Source organism: Massilia sp. Root351 (assembly GCF_001425045.1).
In the GTDB taxonomy this organism is placed as follows: domain Bacteria; phylum Pseudomonadota; class Gammaproteobacteria; order Burkholderiales; family Burkholderiaceae_D; genus Rugamonas.
Genome location: NZ_LMDJ01000002.1, coordinates 23,015 through 37,946, shown reverse-complemented (window position 1 = coordinate 37,946; position 14,932 = coordinate 23,015). Strand labels below are relative to the sequence as shown.

Here is a 14,932-nt window from a genome sequence, read left to right as displayed (position 1 = left end):
GGCACGCCCTGCCCGGCAGGGCTATTGATCGTAACTGTGGAAAAACGGCTTGAACACCGCCTTTGCAGGCGCCGGTGCTCCGAACCAGCGGACCAGCGCCGCCGGCCAGCGCGTCCCCAGCGGCACCAGCGTGAAGGAGCCGGCGATCTGGGGGCTGTTCTCCGCCAGGTAGGTCACCTCCGGCGCGGTGCCCTTGTTGCCAAGGCCGCCGACCAAGGCGTTGTGGCTCAGCAGCGTGCGTTCGCCGTCGCGCTCCACGGCGACGTCGCCGGGCTGCATGGCCACCGCAAAGCCGGCGCCCCGGGTTTCGCTCAGCAGCGCCAGCTCGGTGCCGCGCCGGTTGCCCTGGAAGCGCTGGTCGGCGCGGTTCAGGTGATACTGCCCAAACTCGTTGAGCATGTCCTTGCCGGGATAGCCGGCGTACGGCCCCTGCCCGATCCAGCGGAACTCTTCCACACCCGCCGGCGCCACCACGGACAGGCCGGCTTCCGACAGCAAACCTGAAGCAGCGGCAGGCCTAAATGCGTACGAGACCGTGATGGCGCCGTTGGCCGCGATGTCGAGCTGGTAGCCGCCGCGCAGCGTGTCGCGGACTGCGCCGCGTGCATGGGCAGGCGCGGCGGCCGCTTGCGCGGCGCCCGGAGCATCCGGCACCAAATCGTCAAACGGCTGCGACGGCGAACGCGCCGCAGCCGGAGCGTCCTTGCCATCCGGCGGCAGCGGATATTCGCCCGATACGGCCAGCAGCACCTTGCCGTCGCGCTTTTGCACCTTGATCACCGCGTTTTCCAGCCGCGTAAGGGTGGACTTCAGCCAGAGCCCCGACAGCTTGGCACGCAAGGCCTCCGCCATCAGCGGCTTGCGTCCGGAATGCGGATAAATCCCGTCCACCAGCACCTTGCCTTCGTGGTCGCGGATCGTCAGCGCTCCCGAGGAGCGCTGCACCGTCAGCACCCACTGCGGCAAGGTGACCTGTATGCCATCTTCGCTCTCGCTGACGGCGGGTTCGCCCTGCGCCGGCAATCCAGCGGGCCAACCGGCGCGCGGCTGCATGCCGATATGGGTGCCGGCGGCGCCGTGCAGATCGAGCTGCACAGTGCGTTCATTCACCTGCATGCCGCTTTCATCGACCGCCCGCAGCTGCAGCGCGAGCACGTCGCCCTGCGCCCCGGCCGGGATATCCAGCGGAATGCGCACAACCTCGCTGCTGCGCGCCGCAGCCGTCAAGCCCGCCATGCCACGGCCGATTTCCTTGCCGTTGCGCTGCAAGGACCAGTGCAGGCCCACGCCGCGCAGTGGCCGGAAATCATAGCGGCTTTCCACCGTAACGCTTACCTGCTGCCGTCCTGGCTTCACCTGCGCGCGCTGCTCGGGAAACCGCACCGGCGCATACACCTTGCGCATCTGCCAGTAGTCGGTCTGCGGCGTGCGGTCCGCGTAGACCACGCCGTCCGTGCCGTCCAGCCCATGCGTGTTGTAGTAGCGTGTCGGGTCCAGCCACGCGTACTGCGTCGGCCTTGCCGGATCGACCGGTGCGGCGCTGGTGCTCAGGATGCCCTGGTCCATGAAGTGCCATATCGCGCCGCCGGCCAGTACCGGGCTGTTCTGTATGGTTTCCCACTGCTCCTGCAAGCGGTCTGTAGCCAAGCCCAGCGCGTGCGCATATTCAGTAATGATGGCCGGCCGCGCGAGTGTGGCTGCGTAGTCCACCAGGCGCGCATTGCTTGGGTAGTGCGGCGCGTGAATATCCACCCAGTCCGGAATTTTCTGGTAGTTCGCAGCGAAGTAGCTGCCGATCTTCGGGTAGGTGATCGGCCGGGACGGATCGAGCTGCTTCGCCAGCCGCCCTGCTTCCAGCTCCACCTCCGTGACCGGGTTCTCGTTGCCGATGCTCCAGATCAGGACCGACGCATGGTTCTTGTCGCGCGCGATGGTCGGTTCCACCCGCGCCAGGATGTTGTCCCGGTACTCGGGCTTCACGAGGTTTTTCTCGCCGTGGCCGATCGAGACTTCATCCATCACGTAAAAGCCCATTTCGTCGGCCAGCTCCAGCAGGCGGACGTTGGGTGGATAGTGCGAGGTGCGGACGAAATTGACGTTAGCCTTTTTCATCAGCGCCAGGTCGGCGCGCATCTGCGCCTCGGTGATGGCGCGGCCATGCAGCGGATCGAGGTCGTGGTGGTTTACGCCGCGCAGCTTGATCGGGCGCCCGTTCAGCAGCAGCACCCTGCCATCGATGCGGACCTCGCGAAGCCCCACCCGCTCATCCACCGCATGCACGGTCTTCCCCTTGTCCGCAAGCGCGAGCTGCAGGCGGTACAGCGCGGGCGTCTCCGCCGTCCACAGCCTGGGTTTGGCCACGCGCAGCACGGCGCGGCGGCGCGCGCCATCCTTGCCCGCCGGCGTCACCAGGCGCGCAGTCGCGGCGCTTGTCCCGTCGGGCGCGATCAGCGTGGCGCGCAGCTCGCCTTCATCCTTGCTCAGCTCCACATCCAGCGAGAATTCGGCCGCGCCGTCCGGCAGCAGCCTGGTGCTGGTCGCCAGCTCCGCGATATGCGCGGCGGGTACGGAGAACAGCGTCACGTCGCGGTAAATGCCGGACAGGGACCAGTCGTCGTTCAGGTCGAATTCGTATCCCGGCGGCCTGGTTGTCACGCGTACCGCCAGCGTGTTGGCGGCTTCGCCCGGCAGCAGAAATTCGGTGACGTCGAAGGTGTGGCGGTTGAACGCACTGGCGCTCGATGCGCCGGCCTTCCTGCCGTTGATCCACAGTTCGTAGCCGAATGCCACGCCCTCGAAGCGCAGCAAGGTGCGGCGGCCCTGCCAGCTCACCGGTACGCGGAATGTACGCCGGTACAGGCCCTGGCCCTCCTTCAGTTCGTCCGCATAGATAGGCTCGGCAAAGCCTTTCAGTTCCCAGTTGGCTGGCACCGGGATGGTGTTCCAGCGGGATGCATCGAAGCTCGCGGAGCTGAATTCGGCATCGGCGCCAGCATCCCGCCCCGCGATGTACTTGAACGACCAGTCGCCGTTCAGCGTGAGCGAATACGCGGCCTCTTTGGCGGCTTGGACGTTGGCGGCATCCGCTGCGCCTAGCCCGAGCAAGGCGGCTGCGACACCGACGGCCTGGCGTAGCGTGGTGCGGACCATGGGGCGGGACGGGAGGCGGGACATGGGTGCCTTTATTGCGCAGGATTTGTGTTGGCCGGCGCCACGCGCCAGATTTCGCCGGTGACATCGTCGACGATCAGCAGAGAACCGTCGTCCTGCACCGCCACCGAGGACGGCCGGCCCCACACTTCGCGGTCGCTGACCACGAAGCCAGTGGCGAAGTCCTGGTAGGAACCGGTTGGCACGCCGTGCTTCATGAACACGCGCACCACTTTCGAGCCGGTGCGCGTGGCGCGGTTCCAGGAGCCGTGCAGCGCCAGGAACATGTCGCCGTTGTAGTCGGCCGGGAAGCGGCTGCGCGCGCCGGCGCCGGCTTCGTACGCCACCATGCCCAACGGCGCGGAATGCGCCGTCACCAGAAGATCCGGCTTGCTGACCTTGTCCTTCAGGTCCGGGCGGATGCCTTGCAGGCGAGGCTCTTCGTTGGCGCCGATGTAGTACCACGGCCAGCCGAAGAAGGCGCCGCGCGGCACGCGCGTCAGGTAGTCGGGCGGCAGGTTGTCGCCCAGCAGGTCCCGCTCATTCACGCTGCAAAACAGGTCGTCGGTTGCCGGGTGCCGGTACATGCCCACGCAGTTGCGCAAGCCGGTGGCGTGGGTGCGGCGGTTGCCGCCGTCCGGGTCGAAGGCCAGGACCACGCCACGGTCGGTCTCGTCGCCCCAGGCGCCGCCCAGTCCGTGCTTCGCCTCCCAGTCCGGCAGCGGTTCGGGCGCACGTCGCTCTATCCGTTCGCCGATATTCGAGGCCGAGCCGATCGACACATACATGGTCTTGCTGTCGGCCGAGAAGGCGAGCGTGCGGGTGGTGTGCGATCCCGGCGCGGCCACCAGCGACGGCACCACCACTTCCGGCGCGGCGCTGGCCACCAGGTCGCCGTTCTTGTACGGGAAGCGCACGATGGAATTGACGTAGGCGACGTACAGGTATTGCGGGTTCGGCCCCACGGGCCAGAACGCAAAGCCGAACGGGCGGTTCAGGCCAGACGCGAACACGCTGACCGTGTCGGCCTGCTCGCCGGTGGAGGAGCGGAACACCTTCATCAGGCGCTTCGGCATGGAGGACATGAACAGGTCGCCGTTGGGGGCCTTGACGAGCAGGCGGCCCTTGTCCGGATCGGTGGCCCACAGGTTCACTTTGAAGCCGGGCGGAACGGCGGGCAGCGTGTCTTTCGGGCGTTGCACCGTCTGCGGATTGTTGCCCGCGCTGGACGTGGCGAACGGCGCCGCCAGCTGGTCGGCGCGCACCTGGTGGATGCGTCCCGGCTGGTCCGCGCTCCAGTCGCCGCCGCCCTTCGCTGCCGATACTGGTGCAGCCAAGGCCCTGGCAGGCGGCGCCTGCTTGCCCGCAAGCGTTTTCAGGTAGCCGATCAGCGCCGCGCGATCGGCCTGGTCCGGCACGCTCATGGGCATCGTGGTGCCGGGCGTATGGGCGGCCGGATCGAGTATATACCGGTCAAGTTCGCTGTCGCTCCACGCGCGGCCGCTACTGCCCGCTGCGGCCAGGGCTTTGGAATAGGCATAGCCGGGCGCGCCGGCGATACGCCGCCCCAGCACGTTGAACAAGCCCGGCCCGGCAAGCGGCTGCAGGTCCGGCGTCGCGCTATGGCACATGGCGCAGTTGGAAGCGAACAGGCGGGCGCCGTCGGGTGGCGTGGCGATGGCGGCAAGCGGGGTTGCAGCGACGGCAACGGCGACTGCGGCGGAGAGCGAAACCAGCAGGCGTGAGCGGTAGTTGGCCATATTGTGCGCGCTTAGGTAGATAGGGAATTATCCCTTCAAAGGCGCCGCAATCCGGCTCACAAAAATGATTGTTTGCGCAAATGAAAAATCGCCGGCTAGCGGCGACTTTTCACTCAGTCAGGGGAGACTCAGGCTTTCACAGCATCGGCCACGTCGCGGAATTCCGCGATCTGGTCGAAGTTCATGTAACGGTAGATCTGGTCCGCGTTGTCCGCAATGACGCCGATCTGCGACATGTATTCCGCCTTGGTCGGGATGCGGCCCAGCGCCGAGCACACCGCTGCCAGCTCGGCCGAACCGAGGTAGACGTTGGTGTCGATGCCCAGGCGGTTCGGGAAGTTGCGGGTCGAGGTCGACATCACGGTGGCGCCCTTGCGGATCTGCGCCTGGTTGCCCATGCACAGCGAGCAGCCCGGCATTTCCATGCGCGCGCCGGTACGGCCCAGGGTGCCGTAGTGGCCTTCCGAGGTCAGCACTTGCGCGTCCATTTTGGTCGGCGGCGCGATCCACAGGCGGACTGGAATATCGGACTTGCCTTCCAGTACCTTGGAGGCGGCGCGGAAGTGGCCGATGTTGGTCATGCAGGAGCCGACGAACACGTCGTCGATCTTGGCGCCGGCCACGTCCGCCAGGGTCTTCACGTCGTCCGGGTCGTTCGGGCATGCCACGATAGGCTCGTGGATGTCGGCCAGGTCGATTTCGATGACGGCGGCGTACTCGGCGTCCGCGTCCGGCGACAGCAGCTCGGGCTTGGCCAGCCACGCTTCCATGGCCTGGATGCGGCGTTCCAGCGTGCGCTTGTCCAGGTAGCCGGTGGCGATCATCCACTTCATCAGGGTGATGTTCGAGTTCATGTACTCGATGATCGGCTCCTTATCCAGGTGCACGGTGCAGCCGGCGGCGGAACGCTCGGCCGAGGCGTCGGACAGTTCGAACGCTTGCTCGACCTTCAGCTTCGGCAGGCCTTCGATTTCCAGGATGCGGCCGGAGAAGATGTTCTTCTTGCCTTTCTTGTCCACGGTCAGCATGCCTTGCTGGATGGCGTACAGCGGGATCGCGTTGACCAGGTCGCGCAGGGTCACGCCAGGCTGCATTTCGCCCTTGAAGCGCACCAGCACCGATTCAGGCATATCCAGCGGCATCACGCCGGTGGCGGCGGCGAAGGCCACCAGGCCCGAACCCGCAGGGAACGAGATGCCGATCGGGAAGCGGGTGTGCGAGTCGCCGCCGGTGCCGACGGTGTCCGGCAGCAGCAGGCGGTTCAGCCACGAGTGGATCACGCCGTCGCCCGGGCGCAGCGCTACGCCGCCACGGTTTTCGATGAAAGCCGGCAGTTCGCGGTGGGTCTTGACGTCCACCACTTTCGGGTAGGCGGCGGTGTGGCAGAACGACTGCATCACCAGGTCGGCCGAGAAGCCCAGGCAAGCCAGGTCTTTCAGCTCGTCGCGGGTCATCGGGCCGGTGGTGTCCTGGGAGCCGACGGTGGTCATCTTCGGTTCGCAGTAGGTGCCTGGGCGGATGCCCTTGCCTTCAGGCATGCCGCAGGCGCGGCCAACCATCTTCTGCGCCAGGGTGTAGCCACGGCCGGTGTCGGCCGGGTTCTGCGGCAGGCGGAACAGGGTCGAAGGGGCCAGGCCCAGCGCTTCGCGCGCCTTGGAGGTCAGGCCGCGGCCGATGATCAGCGGAATGCGGCCGCCGGCGCGCACTTCGTCGAACAGCACGTCGGACTTGACCTTGAACTCGGCGATCACTTCGCCGTTCTTCAGCGCTTTGCCTTCGAACGGGCGCAGTTCGATCACGTCGCCCATTTCCATCTGCGACACGTCCAGTTCGATCGGCAGCGCGCCGGCGTCTTCCATGGTGTTGTAGAAGATCGGCGCGATCTTGGCGCCCAGGCACACGCCGCCGAAGCGCTTGTTCGGGATGAATGGAATGTCTTCGCCGGTGAACCACAGCACCGAGTTGGTGGCGGACTTGCGGGAAGAGCCGGTGCCGACCACGTCGCCCACGTAGGCAACCAGGTGGCCCTTGGCTTTCAGCGCTTCGATCTGCTTGATCGGGCCGATCTGGCCCGGCTCGTCCGGGTTGATGCCTGGACGGGCGTTCTTCAGCATGGCCAGCGCGTGCAGCGGGATGTCGGGACGGGTGGTGGCGTCCGGCGCCGGCGACAGGTCGTCGGTGTTGGTTTCGCCGGAGACCTTGAACACGGTCAGGGTCAGGCTTTGCGGCACTTCGGGACGCGAGGTGAACCACTCGGCGTTGGCCCAGGACTGGATCACGTCTTTGGCGCGCTCGCTGCCCTTGTCCGCCAGTTCCTTCACGTCGTGGAAGTAATCGAACATCAGCAGGGTTTTCTTCAGGCCTTCGGCGGCCACGGCGCCAACCACCGCGTCGTCCAGCAGGTCGATCATCGGCTTGATGTTGAAGCCGCCCAGCATGGTGCCCAGCAGGCGGGTAGCCAGTTCGCGCGAAATCAGCGGGCTGGTTTCCGTGCCTTTGGCAACGGCTGCCAGGAAGGCGCACTTGACCTTGGCGGCATCGTCCACGCCGGCCGGCACGCGGTAGGTGATCAGGTCGACCAGGAAGGCTTCTTCGCCAGCCGGCGGATTGATCAGCAGCTCAACCAGGCTGGTGGTCTGGGCAGCCGAAAGCGGCAGTGCAGGAATGCCGAGGGCAGCACGTTCAGCGACGTGTTCGCGGTAAGCAGCTAACATGAAAGACTCTTTCAGTGAGGGTTAATAGCAGGGGTCGCGCGAGCGCGGCCGCCGAGTGTGTGCGCTATTGTACCTCAACAAGTCTTCTATAAGACATAAGACGAGAGAAAGTCCTTCGTTTCGTGTCCGCGCAGCAACCAACGCAGCGGTCAGGGGACCACGTTGACGATCACCCGCTGATAGCGCGTCAGGCGCGGCGTGCCGTGGTCGGTCACGGCCAGGATGACGTGCAGGGTGCCCGTCCCCGGCGGCAGCACGCGCGTGGTCGGCACGGTAAACCATGCCTTCTGCTGGTCATGGCCGCTGATCTCGACGGGCTGCCCCGAGCGGCCGCTGGACACCACCATGGTGCCGGCCTCCGCATACGCAAACCACGCATACGACAGGCTGTGGCCATCCGGATCGCTGCTGCCCTCGGCGCTCAGGTCCACGCGCGCGCCGCGCCGGGCGGTGAGCTGGGCGGCATGGCCCAGGCGGGGCACCGGCGGATGGTTGGCGCCCGCGTACGGTTTGACGGTCCAGTCCATGCGGGCGGCGAAATCGTTCTGGAAGGCGGCGCGCCAGCGCCAGATGGTGGCGTGGTTGGAGGTATGCCACTTGCCGTCCGCGCCCAGCACCTCGTCCTGCGTGTCGGCCCAGATCGGACGCGTTTCCGGCTGGACAAACCAGCGCTCCTTGCGCGGCGTGTACAGCTCGTAGCGGCCGCCCCAGCCGCCCCAGTCGGGGCGTTCGGGGTTGCTCAGTCCGTTATTGACCAGGTTCAGGAAAGACGGCGTGTCGCCCTCCATCATGAACTCCCAATGCGGATACTCGGCGCCCAGCGGCCCCTTGCGCCGCACGTTGTGCTCCAGCCATTCATTGGACACGATCAGCGCATCGCCGCCGGCAAAGCGGCCATGGAAGTTGTCCCCGGCGATGCCGGACCATGCGGCGTGGTGGTAGCCCCCGCTGGCGTTGATGCCGGGGCTGACGATATAGAACAGGCGCGGGAAGTTTTCGCGCAGCCAGGGGCCGCTGTCGTCCTGATCGGAAATGGCGTAGACGCGCAGTCGGGCGACGAAACGCGCCAGCGCTTCCGGCGAGCGCGTGGCGCGCACCTTCCACAGCGCTTGCGCCAGCACGCTGGACCCGCCCCAGACGGGTACCCACAGCGGACGCGCATCGTCGCGGTCCACCGCCCGTATCAGCTGCTCGGAGGCCGACGAATCCCTGCCCTCGCCTACCCCTTCCATGCCATACACGGGCAAGCCTTCGCTCACCCGCGCCAGCAGCGCCTCGCCAGTTGGGAAACCGGGTTCATGCAATTCCAGGTTGTTGCGCACCTTGCCGTAGGCCGTGACGATCTGGCGGATGCGCTGCGGCGCGACGCGGCCGCGCTGGTGCACCGAAGTGGTGGCGGCAAGACCCTCGATGTCGAACTGATTGGCGTAGACCAGGAAGCGCACCAGCGACATGGCGTCGTCCGGCTCGTTCTCGATATCGGTGAGCACCATCACGCGCGGTTTGTCGGCCGCGCAGGCGCCGGGCGCATAAGCCGTGGCAGCGGCCAGCAGCATGGAAAGCAGAAGTTTCTTCATCAGTCAGGGTCCGTTCACAGCTTGGCGGGGGCGGCCGCTTGCGCGCGCAGCAGGCGCGCGGCGAAGTCGCGCAGGAAGCCGGCGCGCCAGCGGCTGACCGTTTGTGCGCCCTGGTGCGGGCCGACGCTGAATTCCGGCGCAGGATCGTCGGTCCACCAGTTGGGATAGCGCGCGGACGGATGCCGCGCCTGCTCCGGTGCGGCGTTGCGCGAAGTGAAGCCGCCCGTCTGTCCGGCCAGGCCGGGATGATTACTCTCGATGCGGTAGCGCCAAGCCTTGGCCTCTTTCGGGGAAAACAGGAAGCGCCAGGCGCCGCCGGCATCGCGGTAGCCGTTGAATTCCTGATTGTCCACCACCAGCGTGGCTTGCGCCCGCTCTGGTTCGGCGCCGGCGGGGCGGTACACCAGCTCGACGATGGCGAAGGTTTCCACCACGTCCGCCTCCGTGGGCGGTGCGGTAAACGTGACACGCGGCCGGTCCCATGCGCGCACGAAACGTCCCCCCCAGCCGCCTGCGCCCGGCTGTTCAGGATTGGCGCCCAATACATAGCTCAGCGACGGCGTATCGCCCATCTTGATCTGCGGCGCGATGGTGGTGAAGTAGTCGCCCAACGCGCCCTTGCCTTTCACGTGCTGCTGGACGAAGGAGACATTGCCAAGATCGCCCGACTGCTGCCCGCCGGTGAACCAGCCCCGGTAGCTCGCATTGTTCTCGATAATCCACAAGTCCGGATGGGTGCGCGCGATGTAGTCATAGGCATTGGTAGACCACTTCTTGTTCGGCCCCCCTATCATGTACACGCGCAGTTTGCCCTTGATGTCAGGCGCATCATGCAGCGCCTGCGCCAGGTCTTCGAAGCCGCCCCACAGCAGTACCCAGAGCGGGCGCGGATCGCTGCTGCGCGCGCGCTCGATGATCCAGCTGGAGCCTTCGGTGGCCTGCCCCCAGCCATGCGGCCCCGCGAGGTCCGTGCCGCCCTGTTTGGAAATGGCGCGCAGCCGTTCGGGAGCGGGATAGTGCGGCGACCATGTGCGCAGCTTGGGATAATCCTGCTCGTAGACTGAAATCAGGCTCAGAAGATGCTGCTTGCGGTTGCGCCCCTCGCCCCATGGCGAGGCGATCATGCCTTCCAGGTCCAGCATGTCGCTGTACAACAGCAGGTGCACCAAGGACTGGAAATCATCGAAGTCGGTACCGCCGATGTCGGTCGATACGATCACGCGCCTGCGCGCTGTGCCGGCGGCTTGCGCCAGCGGCTTGCCGGCAGCCGCCACCAGCCCGGCCGACACGGCCCCTTTGAGCAGCGCGCGGCGCGGCGCCGATACGGTTGGAGATAGCTTCATGGTCTTCCTGTCTGGTAGCGGGCGTGGCGGAGATTGCGCATCCATTCTACAAACCTATTAGACCAATTGTCAAACCGGTCAGGCCAATATATCGGCAGCACCGTTTCAGCCGCGAGTGTGGTTTTCGCCACAGTTTATGGCTGAAATTCAAGTTTATTGCTTTAGCGCAATGAAAATACAAGATTAGCTTATAGACTATGTGAGCTGCATATCTACATTGAAATTAAACGTTCATCCATAAAAAATATGCAATTAAACGAACACATCCTGCTGATCCGCAAGGGCCCGCCTCGGCCGCAAGACGCAATCGAGCCAATTCCGGCCGCCATGAGGCCGCACGAGATAGCGGACATCGACGAAATCGGCGACGCGCTGACGCTGCTGGCGGAATCAGGGGATGCGATTTCAATGTACGCGGCGGGCAGCCGCAAGGCGGTGCTGGGGCGCATCTTCTCGGTCGACCCCGAGCTGCCGCACTTTGTGATGGAATTGAACCAGGGCGAAATTCTGCCGCCGGGAAAAGTCACCTTTGTCGCCTGGCTGCGCAACGCCAAGATGCAGTTCAGCCTGACAGAGCCCGAGTGGCGATCGCAGCCCGGCCTGCCGGCGCGGATTCCGATGACCTTCCCGGAAACCTGCGACGTGCTGAACCGGCGCGCCAGCGAGCGGCTGGAGACGCCGCTGGGCGCGAATTTCACCGCCTCCTTCGTGGTCAACGGTGCGCCGTACGAGCTGCCGCTGTACGATCTGTCGCTGGGCGGCGTGGGCCTGCGCTGCGCCAAGCACGCAGCACGCGGCCTTATCAAAGGCCGCAAGCTGCTCGACGTGCGGCTCGAACTGGGTCCGCAGACCGTCATCGTCGCGGACCTGGAAGTGCGCCTCACCCGCTCCTACCGCTCCTTCCTGCTCGGCGAACAGCTCCACGTAGGCTGCAAATTCATGAATATGGCATCGGCGACCGAGCGCGAAATATCCAGTTTGATCGACAAGATGAACCACCCCATCCGCCCGCGCTGAAAAATAGGCAGCGGTCAGACAGCAGCGCGCCACAGCCAGCGCAAGCCATCCGCCAGCACCGCGCCGCCGTGTTCGAGCGAATGGCCGCCCTGCCCGACCAGCAGGCAGTGGTCATAGTCGCGGTACGCGAGCGCGCCGGCGAGTGTGCGGTTGGCCAGCAGCCAGTTGCCAAACACGATGTCGAGGTCATGCTCTCCGCTTTGCAGGTACACGCGCAACGGCCGAGCCGCCTCGCACCGCACGCGCGCCGCGCAGCTGTCGGCGCCCCGGATGCCGACGAAACTGCCGCAGTGGCTCATCACTTTTCCAAACTGGTCCGGGCGTGCCCAGGCGGCGTTGAAGGCACAGGCGCCGCCTGAGCTGATCCCGGCGATGGCGCGCTGTGCGGGATCGGACGAGAGGCTGTATCCGGCCGTCGCCTGCGGCAGCAATTCCTCCAGCAGGAAACGCACGTAGCGGTCGCCCTGCGCATCGTATTCAACGCTGCGGTTATCGGTGCCGCCATAGATGGGCAAGCCGGGGCCCCGCTCGCCTGGTTCGGCAAACAGCGCGATGGTGACGGGCATCTCCCCGCTGGCAATCAGCATGTCCAGGATGCGCGCGGCATTCGCTTCCTGGCCCAGATAGCGCGCGCCGTCCTGGAACACCATCAGGGCGGCTGGCCGCCGCGCGTCATATTGCTGCGGCACATACAGGGTGTAGCCGCGCTCCACGCCGGGATACAGCGAGGTGCTGCAATGGCGCCCGGCGCTCAGCCTGCCCGCAGGCACGCCGGCATCGACGGCGGGCGCCGCGTACTGCCCGGCCACCAGCAACGACGCGGCAAAGCGCGGCAGGTCCCGCTCGGGTATGCCGGGCAACTGCGCCGCCAGCGCGGCCATCACCGCCTGCCGGGCCGTGTCATTCGTGTCCATGCTGCGCTTCCTCCGGCTGCGCCATGCAGCGCGACATGATGCGTTCAAATCCCGCTGTGGCGCGCGCGACGCCATCGCTGCGTTCGAGCAGGCGCGTGTCGTGTTGCGCCGCCAGCAGCAGCGCGTAGACCTCGAACACCAGCTGGTCCGGGCAAGTGCCCGCCGCCAGCTGGCCTGCGGCGATGGCCTGCTCCGCGCATTGCTCGAAGGCGGCGCGCCACGCGGCCACGCTGCTGGCCAGTTCGAGGCGCACGGAGCCGGGGCGGTCGTCGTACTCGGCGGCGCAACTGATATAGAAACAGCCCGCCGACTGGCCCGACGCCACCTGCTCCAGGCTCATGGCGAACAGCCGCCGCAAGCGCGCCAGGCCCGGCACGCTGCAGCGCGCCGGCGCGATGACCTCGGCCTCGAAGCGCTGCCGGTACTGGTCCAGCACGGCGAGCTGCAGCGTCTCCCGCGAACCGACGCGTGCCACGACGCCGCTCTTGCTCATCTTGAGCGAGTCGGCAATGGTGCCCAGGGTGAGCGACTCCAGCCCTTCGTGGCTGGCGACGCTGAGCGCGTGGTCGAGAATGGCGGCCCGGGTAGAGGCGGATTTACTGGCATGAACCATGGCGATTCCCCTTCAAAATAAACGCAACCTGTCATACATGTTACTGTAGAATTTCACCGAACGCATCACCATTCTTTGAAATAACACAAAACCTATCCTACAGCCTATGCCAACCATCCTTCATCTGGGCCTCGGCAATTTCCACCGCGCGCACCAGGCGGTATACCTGCAGGCGCTGCACGACCGGGGCGACCGCAGCTGGACCCTCGCCAGCGGGAACATCCGCCCCGATGCCAACGATCCGGCCGCCGCCATGCGGGCGCAGGGCAACGCCTACATGCTGGAGACCGTGTCGCCGTCCGGCCAGCGCAGCTACCGGCGCATCACGGCGATCGGACGCGCCCTGCCCCATGTACCAGGCAACGCCGCGCTGACGGCGATCGGGGCCGATCCCGCTACGCGCATCATTTCGTTCACCGTGACGGAAAGCGGATATGGCCCCGACAGCGGCGCGGCGCTGTACGGCGTGCTGGCCGGGATACTGCGCGCGCGCCGCGCCGGCGGGCATGGAGCCGTGACGTTGCTGTCCTGCGACAATCTGCGCCACAACGGCGATACCGTAAGGCGCGGCCTGCAGCAGTATCTGGCGGCGGCCAACGAACCGGATCTGGCGGCGTGGGCGGAATCGAACACGAGCTGCCCGAATGCGATGGTGGACCGCATCACGCCGCGCCCGACGCCGGCCTTGCGCGAACGGGTGAAGGCCGCCACCGGCATCGACGACGCAGCGGCGGTAGGCAGCGAAACCTGGCTGCAATGGGTGGTGGAGGACAACTTCTGCAACGGCCGCCCCGACTGGGCCGGCGTTGGGGTGCAAATGGTGGCGTCGGTGGCGCCGTACGAGGAAGCGAAGATCCGCATCCTGAATGCCAGCCACAGCTGCGCCGCGTGGGCCGGCGCTCTGGCCGGACACGCCACCATCCACGCCTGCCTGGCCGACCCGCGCATCCGCGCGCTGGTGCACGAGTATGTGACCGGGGCGGTGTTCGACTGCCTGCGTCCCAGCCCGATCGATCTCGCCGCCTACCGCGACGCGGTCATCGAGCGCTTTGCCAGCGCTGCCATCGAAGACACGGTGGACCGCGTGCTGGCCGATAGCGCGGCCAAGCTGTCCGGCTTCATCGTGCCGACGTTAATGGACCGGGTCCGCCTCGGCCTGCCGCTGGACGCGGCGGCCATGCTGCCGGCACTGTACATCCGCCTCTACGGGGAGGTGCGACTCGATCCGTTCTGCGTGCAGAATGCGCAAGTGCGCGCGGCCATCGCTACAGCAGCGGCGAAGCTCGCATCAGCACCGTTTTAAGCGCGAAGCTCGACTTGATGTGCGCCACGCCGGGGATGCGGGTCAGCGTGCGCGTCAGAAAGTGGTGGTAGGCGTCCAGGTCGGCCACCACCACGCGCAGGTTGTAGTCGGCATCGCCCGTCATCAGAAAGCAGCTCATCACTTCCGGCGCGAGCGCAATCAGCTCTTCAAAGCGCGCAATCACTTCTTCCGCCTGGCTGGTCAGCGTCACCGAGACGAACACCGTCATGCGCCCGGCCAGGCGCGCTTCATCCAGCTGCGCCACGTAGCCGCGTATCAATCCGCTCTCTTCCAGCTGGCGCACACGGCGCAGCGTCGGCGTCAGCGACAGCCCCACCTTGTCGGCCAGTGCGCTCCACGCGATGCGGCCATCCAGCGCCAGCTCCTTGAGGATTTTCAGGTCGGTCTTATCAAGATCCGCAGCATTAGTCATATTCACCTACAGTATTTGCCTATCCTGGCAATTCTAACTAATTTTACGCTTTTGTATAAGCTGTTTCAGTCCCATTTACTCAAAGCTCCGCCCTAAAATCGATATACA

General features: G+C 66.0%; 10 protein-coding genes. 2 read left to right on the top strand and 8 right to left on the bottom strand.

Going from position 1 to position 14,932, the window contains the following annotated elements; all coding sequences use genetic code 11:
• Nucleotides 1-21 precede the first annotated feature (21 nt).
• The 5 genes from ASD15_RS05240 to ASD15_RS05220 form a co-directional block, all read right to left on the bottom strand.
• Nucleotides 22-3,174: a glycoside hydrolase family 2 TIM barrel-domain containing protein gene (locus tag ASD15_RS05240; RefSeq protein WP_082551574.1), complete on the bottom strand. Its 3,153-nt coding sequence runs from the start codon at nucleotides 3,172-3,174 to the stop codon at nucleotides 22-24.
• An 8-nt stretch (nucleotides 3,175-3,182) separates the two neighbouring features.
• A complete protein-coding gene (locus ASD15_RS05235) occupies nucleotides 3,183-4,910 on the bottom strand; it encodes a c-type cytochrome (protein WP_057153764.1) in 1,728 nt (575 codons plus the stop codon).
• Between the two features lie 128 nt (nucleotides 4,911-5,038).
• Nucleotides 5,039-7,624 (bottom strand): bifunctional aconitate hydratase 2/2-methylisocitrate dehydratase, encoded by a 2,586-nt coding sequence (gene acnB / locus ASD15_RS05230; RefSeq protein WP_057153763.1) that lies wholly within the window; start codon nucleotides 7,622-7,624, stop codon nucleotides 5,039-5,041.
• Nucleotides 7,625-7,773: 149 nt separating this feature from the next.
• Nucleotides 7,774-9,201 carry a DUF1593 domain-containing protein gene (locus tag ASD15_RS05225; protein WP_082551573.1) on the bottom strand — a complete coding sequence of 476 codons (1,428 nt, stop codon included), beginning with the start codon at nucleotides 9,199-9,201 and terminating at the stop codon, nucleotides 7,774-7,776.
• Nucleotides 9,202-9,215: 14 nt separating this feature from the next.
• Nucleotides 9,216-10,544 carry a nucleoside hydrolase-like domain-containing protein gene (locus ASD15_RS05220; protein ID WP_082551572.1) on the bottom strand — a complete coding sequence of 443 codons (1,329 nt, stop codon included), beginning with the start codon at nucleotides 10,542-10,544 and terminating at the stop codon, nucleotides 9,216-9,218.
• A 246-nt stretch (nucleotides 10,545-10,790) separates the two neighbouring features.
• Here ASD15_RS05220 and ASD15_RS05215 point away from each other — a divergent pair, with 246 nt between their 5' ends.
• On the top strand, nucleotides 10,791-11,561 hold the full coding sequence (locus tag ASD15_RS05215) for a flagellar brake protein (protein ID WP_082551571.1): 771 nt from the start codon (nucleotides 10,791-10,793) through the stop codon (nucleotides 11,559-11,561).
• A 14-nt stretch (nucleotides 11,562-11,575) separates the two neighbouring features.
• On the opposite strand, the gene ASD15_RS05210 is transcribed toward ASD15_RS05215, so the two are convergent.
• Both ASD15_RS05210 and ASD15_RS05205 read right to left on the bottom strand, forming a co-directional pair.
• Nucleotides 11,576-12,475 carry an esterase family protein gene (locus ASD15_RS05210; protein ID WP_057153761.1) on the bottom strand — a complete coding sequence of 300 codons (900 nt, stop codon included), beginning with the start codon at nucleotides 12,473-12,475 and terminating at the stop codon, nucleotides 11,576-11,578.
• A complete protein-coding gene (locus tag ASD15_RS05205; protein ID WP_057153760.1) occupies nucleotides 12,462-13,088 on the bottom strand; it encodes a TetR/AcrR family transcriptional regulator in 627 nt (208 codons plus the stop codon). The genes ASD15_RS05210 and ASD15_RS05205 overlap by 14 nt, the downstream gene beginning before the upstream one ends.
• Before the next feature lie 106 nt (nucleotides 13,089-13,194).
• On the opposite strand from ASD15_RS05205, the gene ASD15_RS05200 reads away from it, so the two are divergent.
• Nucleotides 13,195-14,391, top strand: coding sequence for a mannitol dehydrogenase family protein (locus ASD15_RS05200; protein ID WP_057153759.1), 1,197 nt, complete (start codon nucleotides 13,195-13,197; stop codon nucleotides 14,389-14,391).
• Here the strand turns inward: ASD15_RS05200 and ASD15_RS05195 are convergent.
• Nucleotides 14,354-14,824, bottom strand: coding sequence for an Lrp/AsnC family transcriptional regulator (locus ASD15_RS05195; RefSeq protein WP_057153758.1), 471 nt, complete (start codon nucleotides 14,822-14,824; stop codon nucleotides 14,354-14,356). The two genes, ASD15_RS05200 and ASD15_RS05195, sit on opposite strands and share 38 nt — an antisense overlap.
• Nucleotides 14,825-14,932 lie beyond the last annotated feature (108 nt).

What these genes read in the sequence shown, in the direction of transcription:
- acnB (WP_057153763.1), bottom strand. Translation starts at nt 7,624, where the DNA reads ATGTTAGCTGCTTACCGCGAACACGTCGCTGAACGTGCTGCCCTCGGC.
- ASD15_RS05220 (WP_082551572.1), bottom strand. Translation starts at nt 10,544, where the DNA reads ATGAAGCTATCTCCAACCGTATCGGCGCCGCGCCGCGCGCTGCTCAAA.
- ASD15_RS05200 (WP_057153759.1), top strand. Translation starts at nt 13,195, where the DNA reads ATGCCAACCATCCTTCATCTGGGCCTCGGCAATTTCCACCGCGCGCAC.
- ASD15_RS05240 (WP_082551574.1), bottom strand. Translation starts at nt 3,174, where the DNA reads ATGTCCCGCCTCCCGTCCCGCCCCATGGTCCGCACCACGCTACGCCAG.
- ASD15_RS05210 (WP_057153761.1), bottom strand. Translation starts at nt 12,475, where the DNA reads ATGGACACGAATGACACGGCCCGGCAGGCGGTGATGGCCGCGCTGGCG.
- ASD15_RS05225 (WP_082551573.1), bottom strand. Translation starts at nt 9,201, where the DNA reads ATGAAGAAACTTCTGCTTTCCATGCTGCTGGCCGCTGCCACGGCTTAT.
- ASD15_RS05235 (WP_057153764.1), bottom strand. Translation starts at nt 4,910, where the DNA reads ATGGCCAACTACCGCTCACGCCTGCTGGTTTCGCTCTCCGCCGCAGTC.
- ASD15_RS05215 (WP_082551571.1), top strand. Translation starts at nt 10,791, where the DNA reads ATGCAATTAAACGAACACATCCTGCTGATCCGCAAGGGCCCGCCTCGG.
- ASD15_RS05205 (WP_057153760.1), bottom strand. Translation starts at nt 13,088, where the DNA reads ATGGTTCATGCCAGTAAATCCGCCTCTACCCGGGCCGCCATTCTCGAC.
- ASD15_RS05195 (WP_057153758.1), bottom strand. Translation starts at nt 14,824, where the DNA reads ATGACTAATGCTGCGGATCTTGATAAGACCGACCTGAAAATCCTCAAG.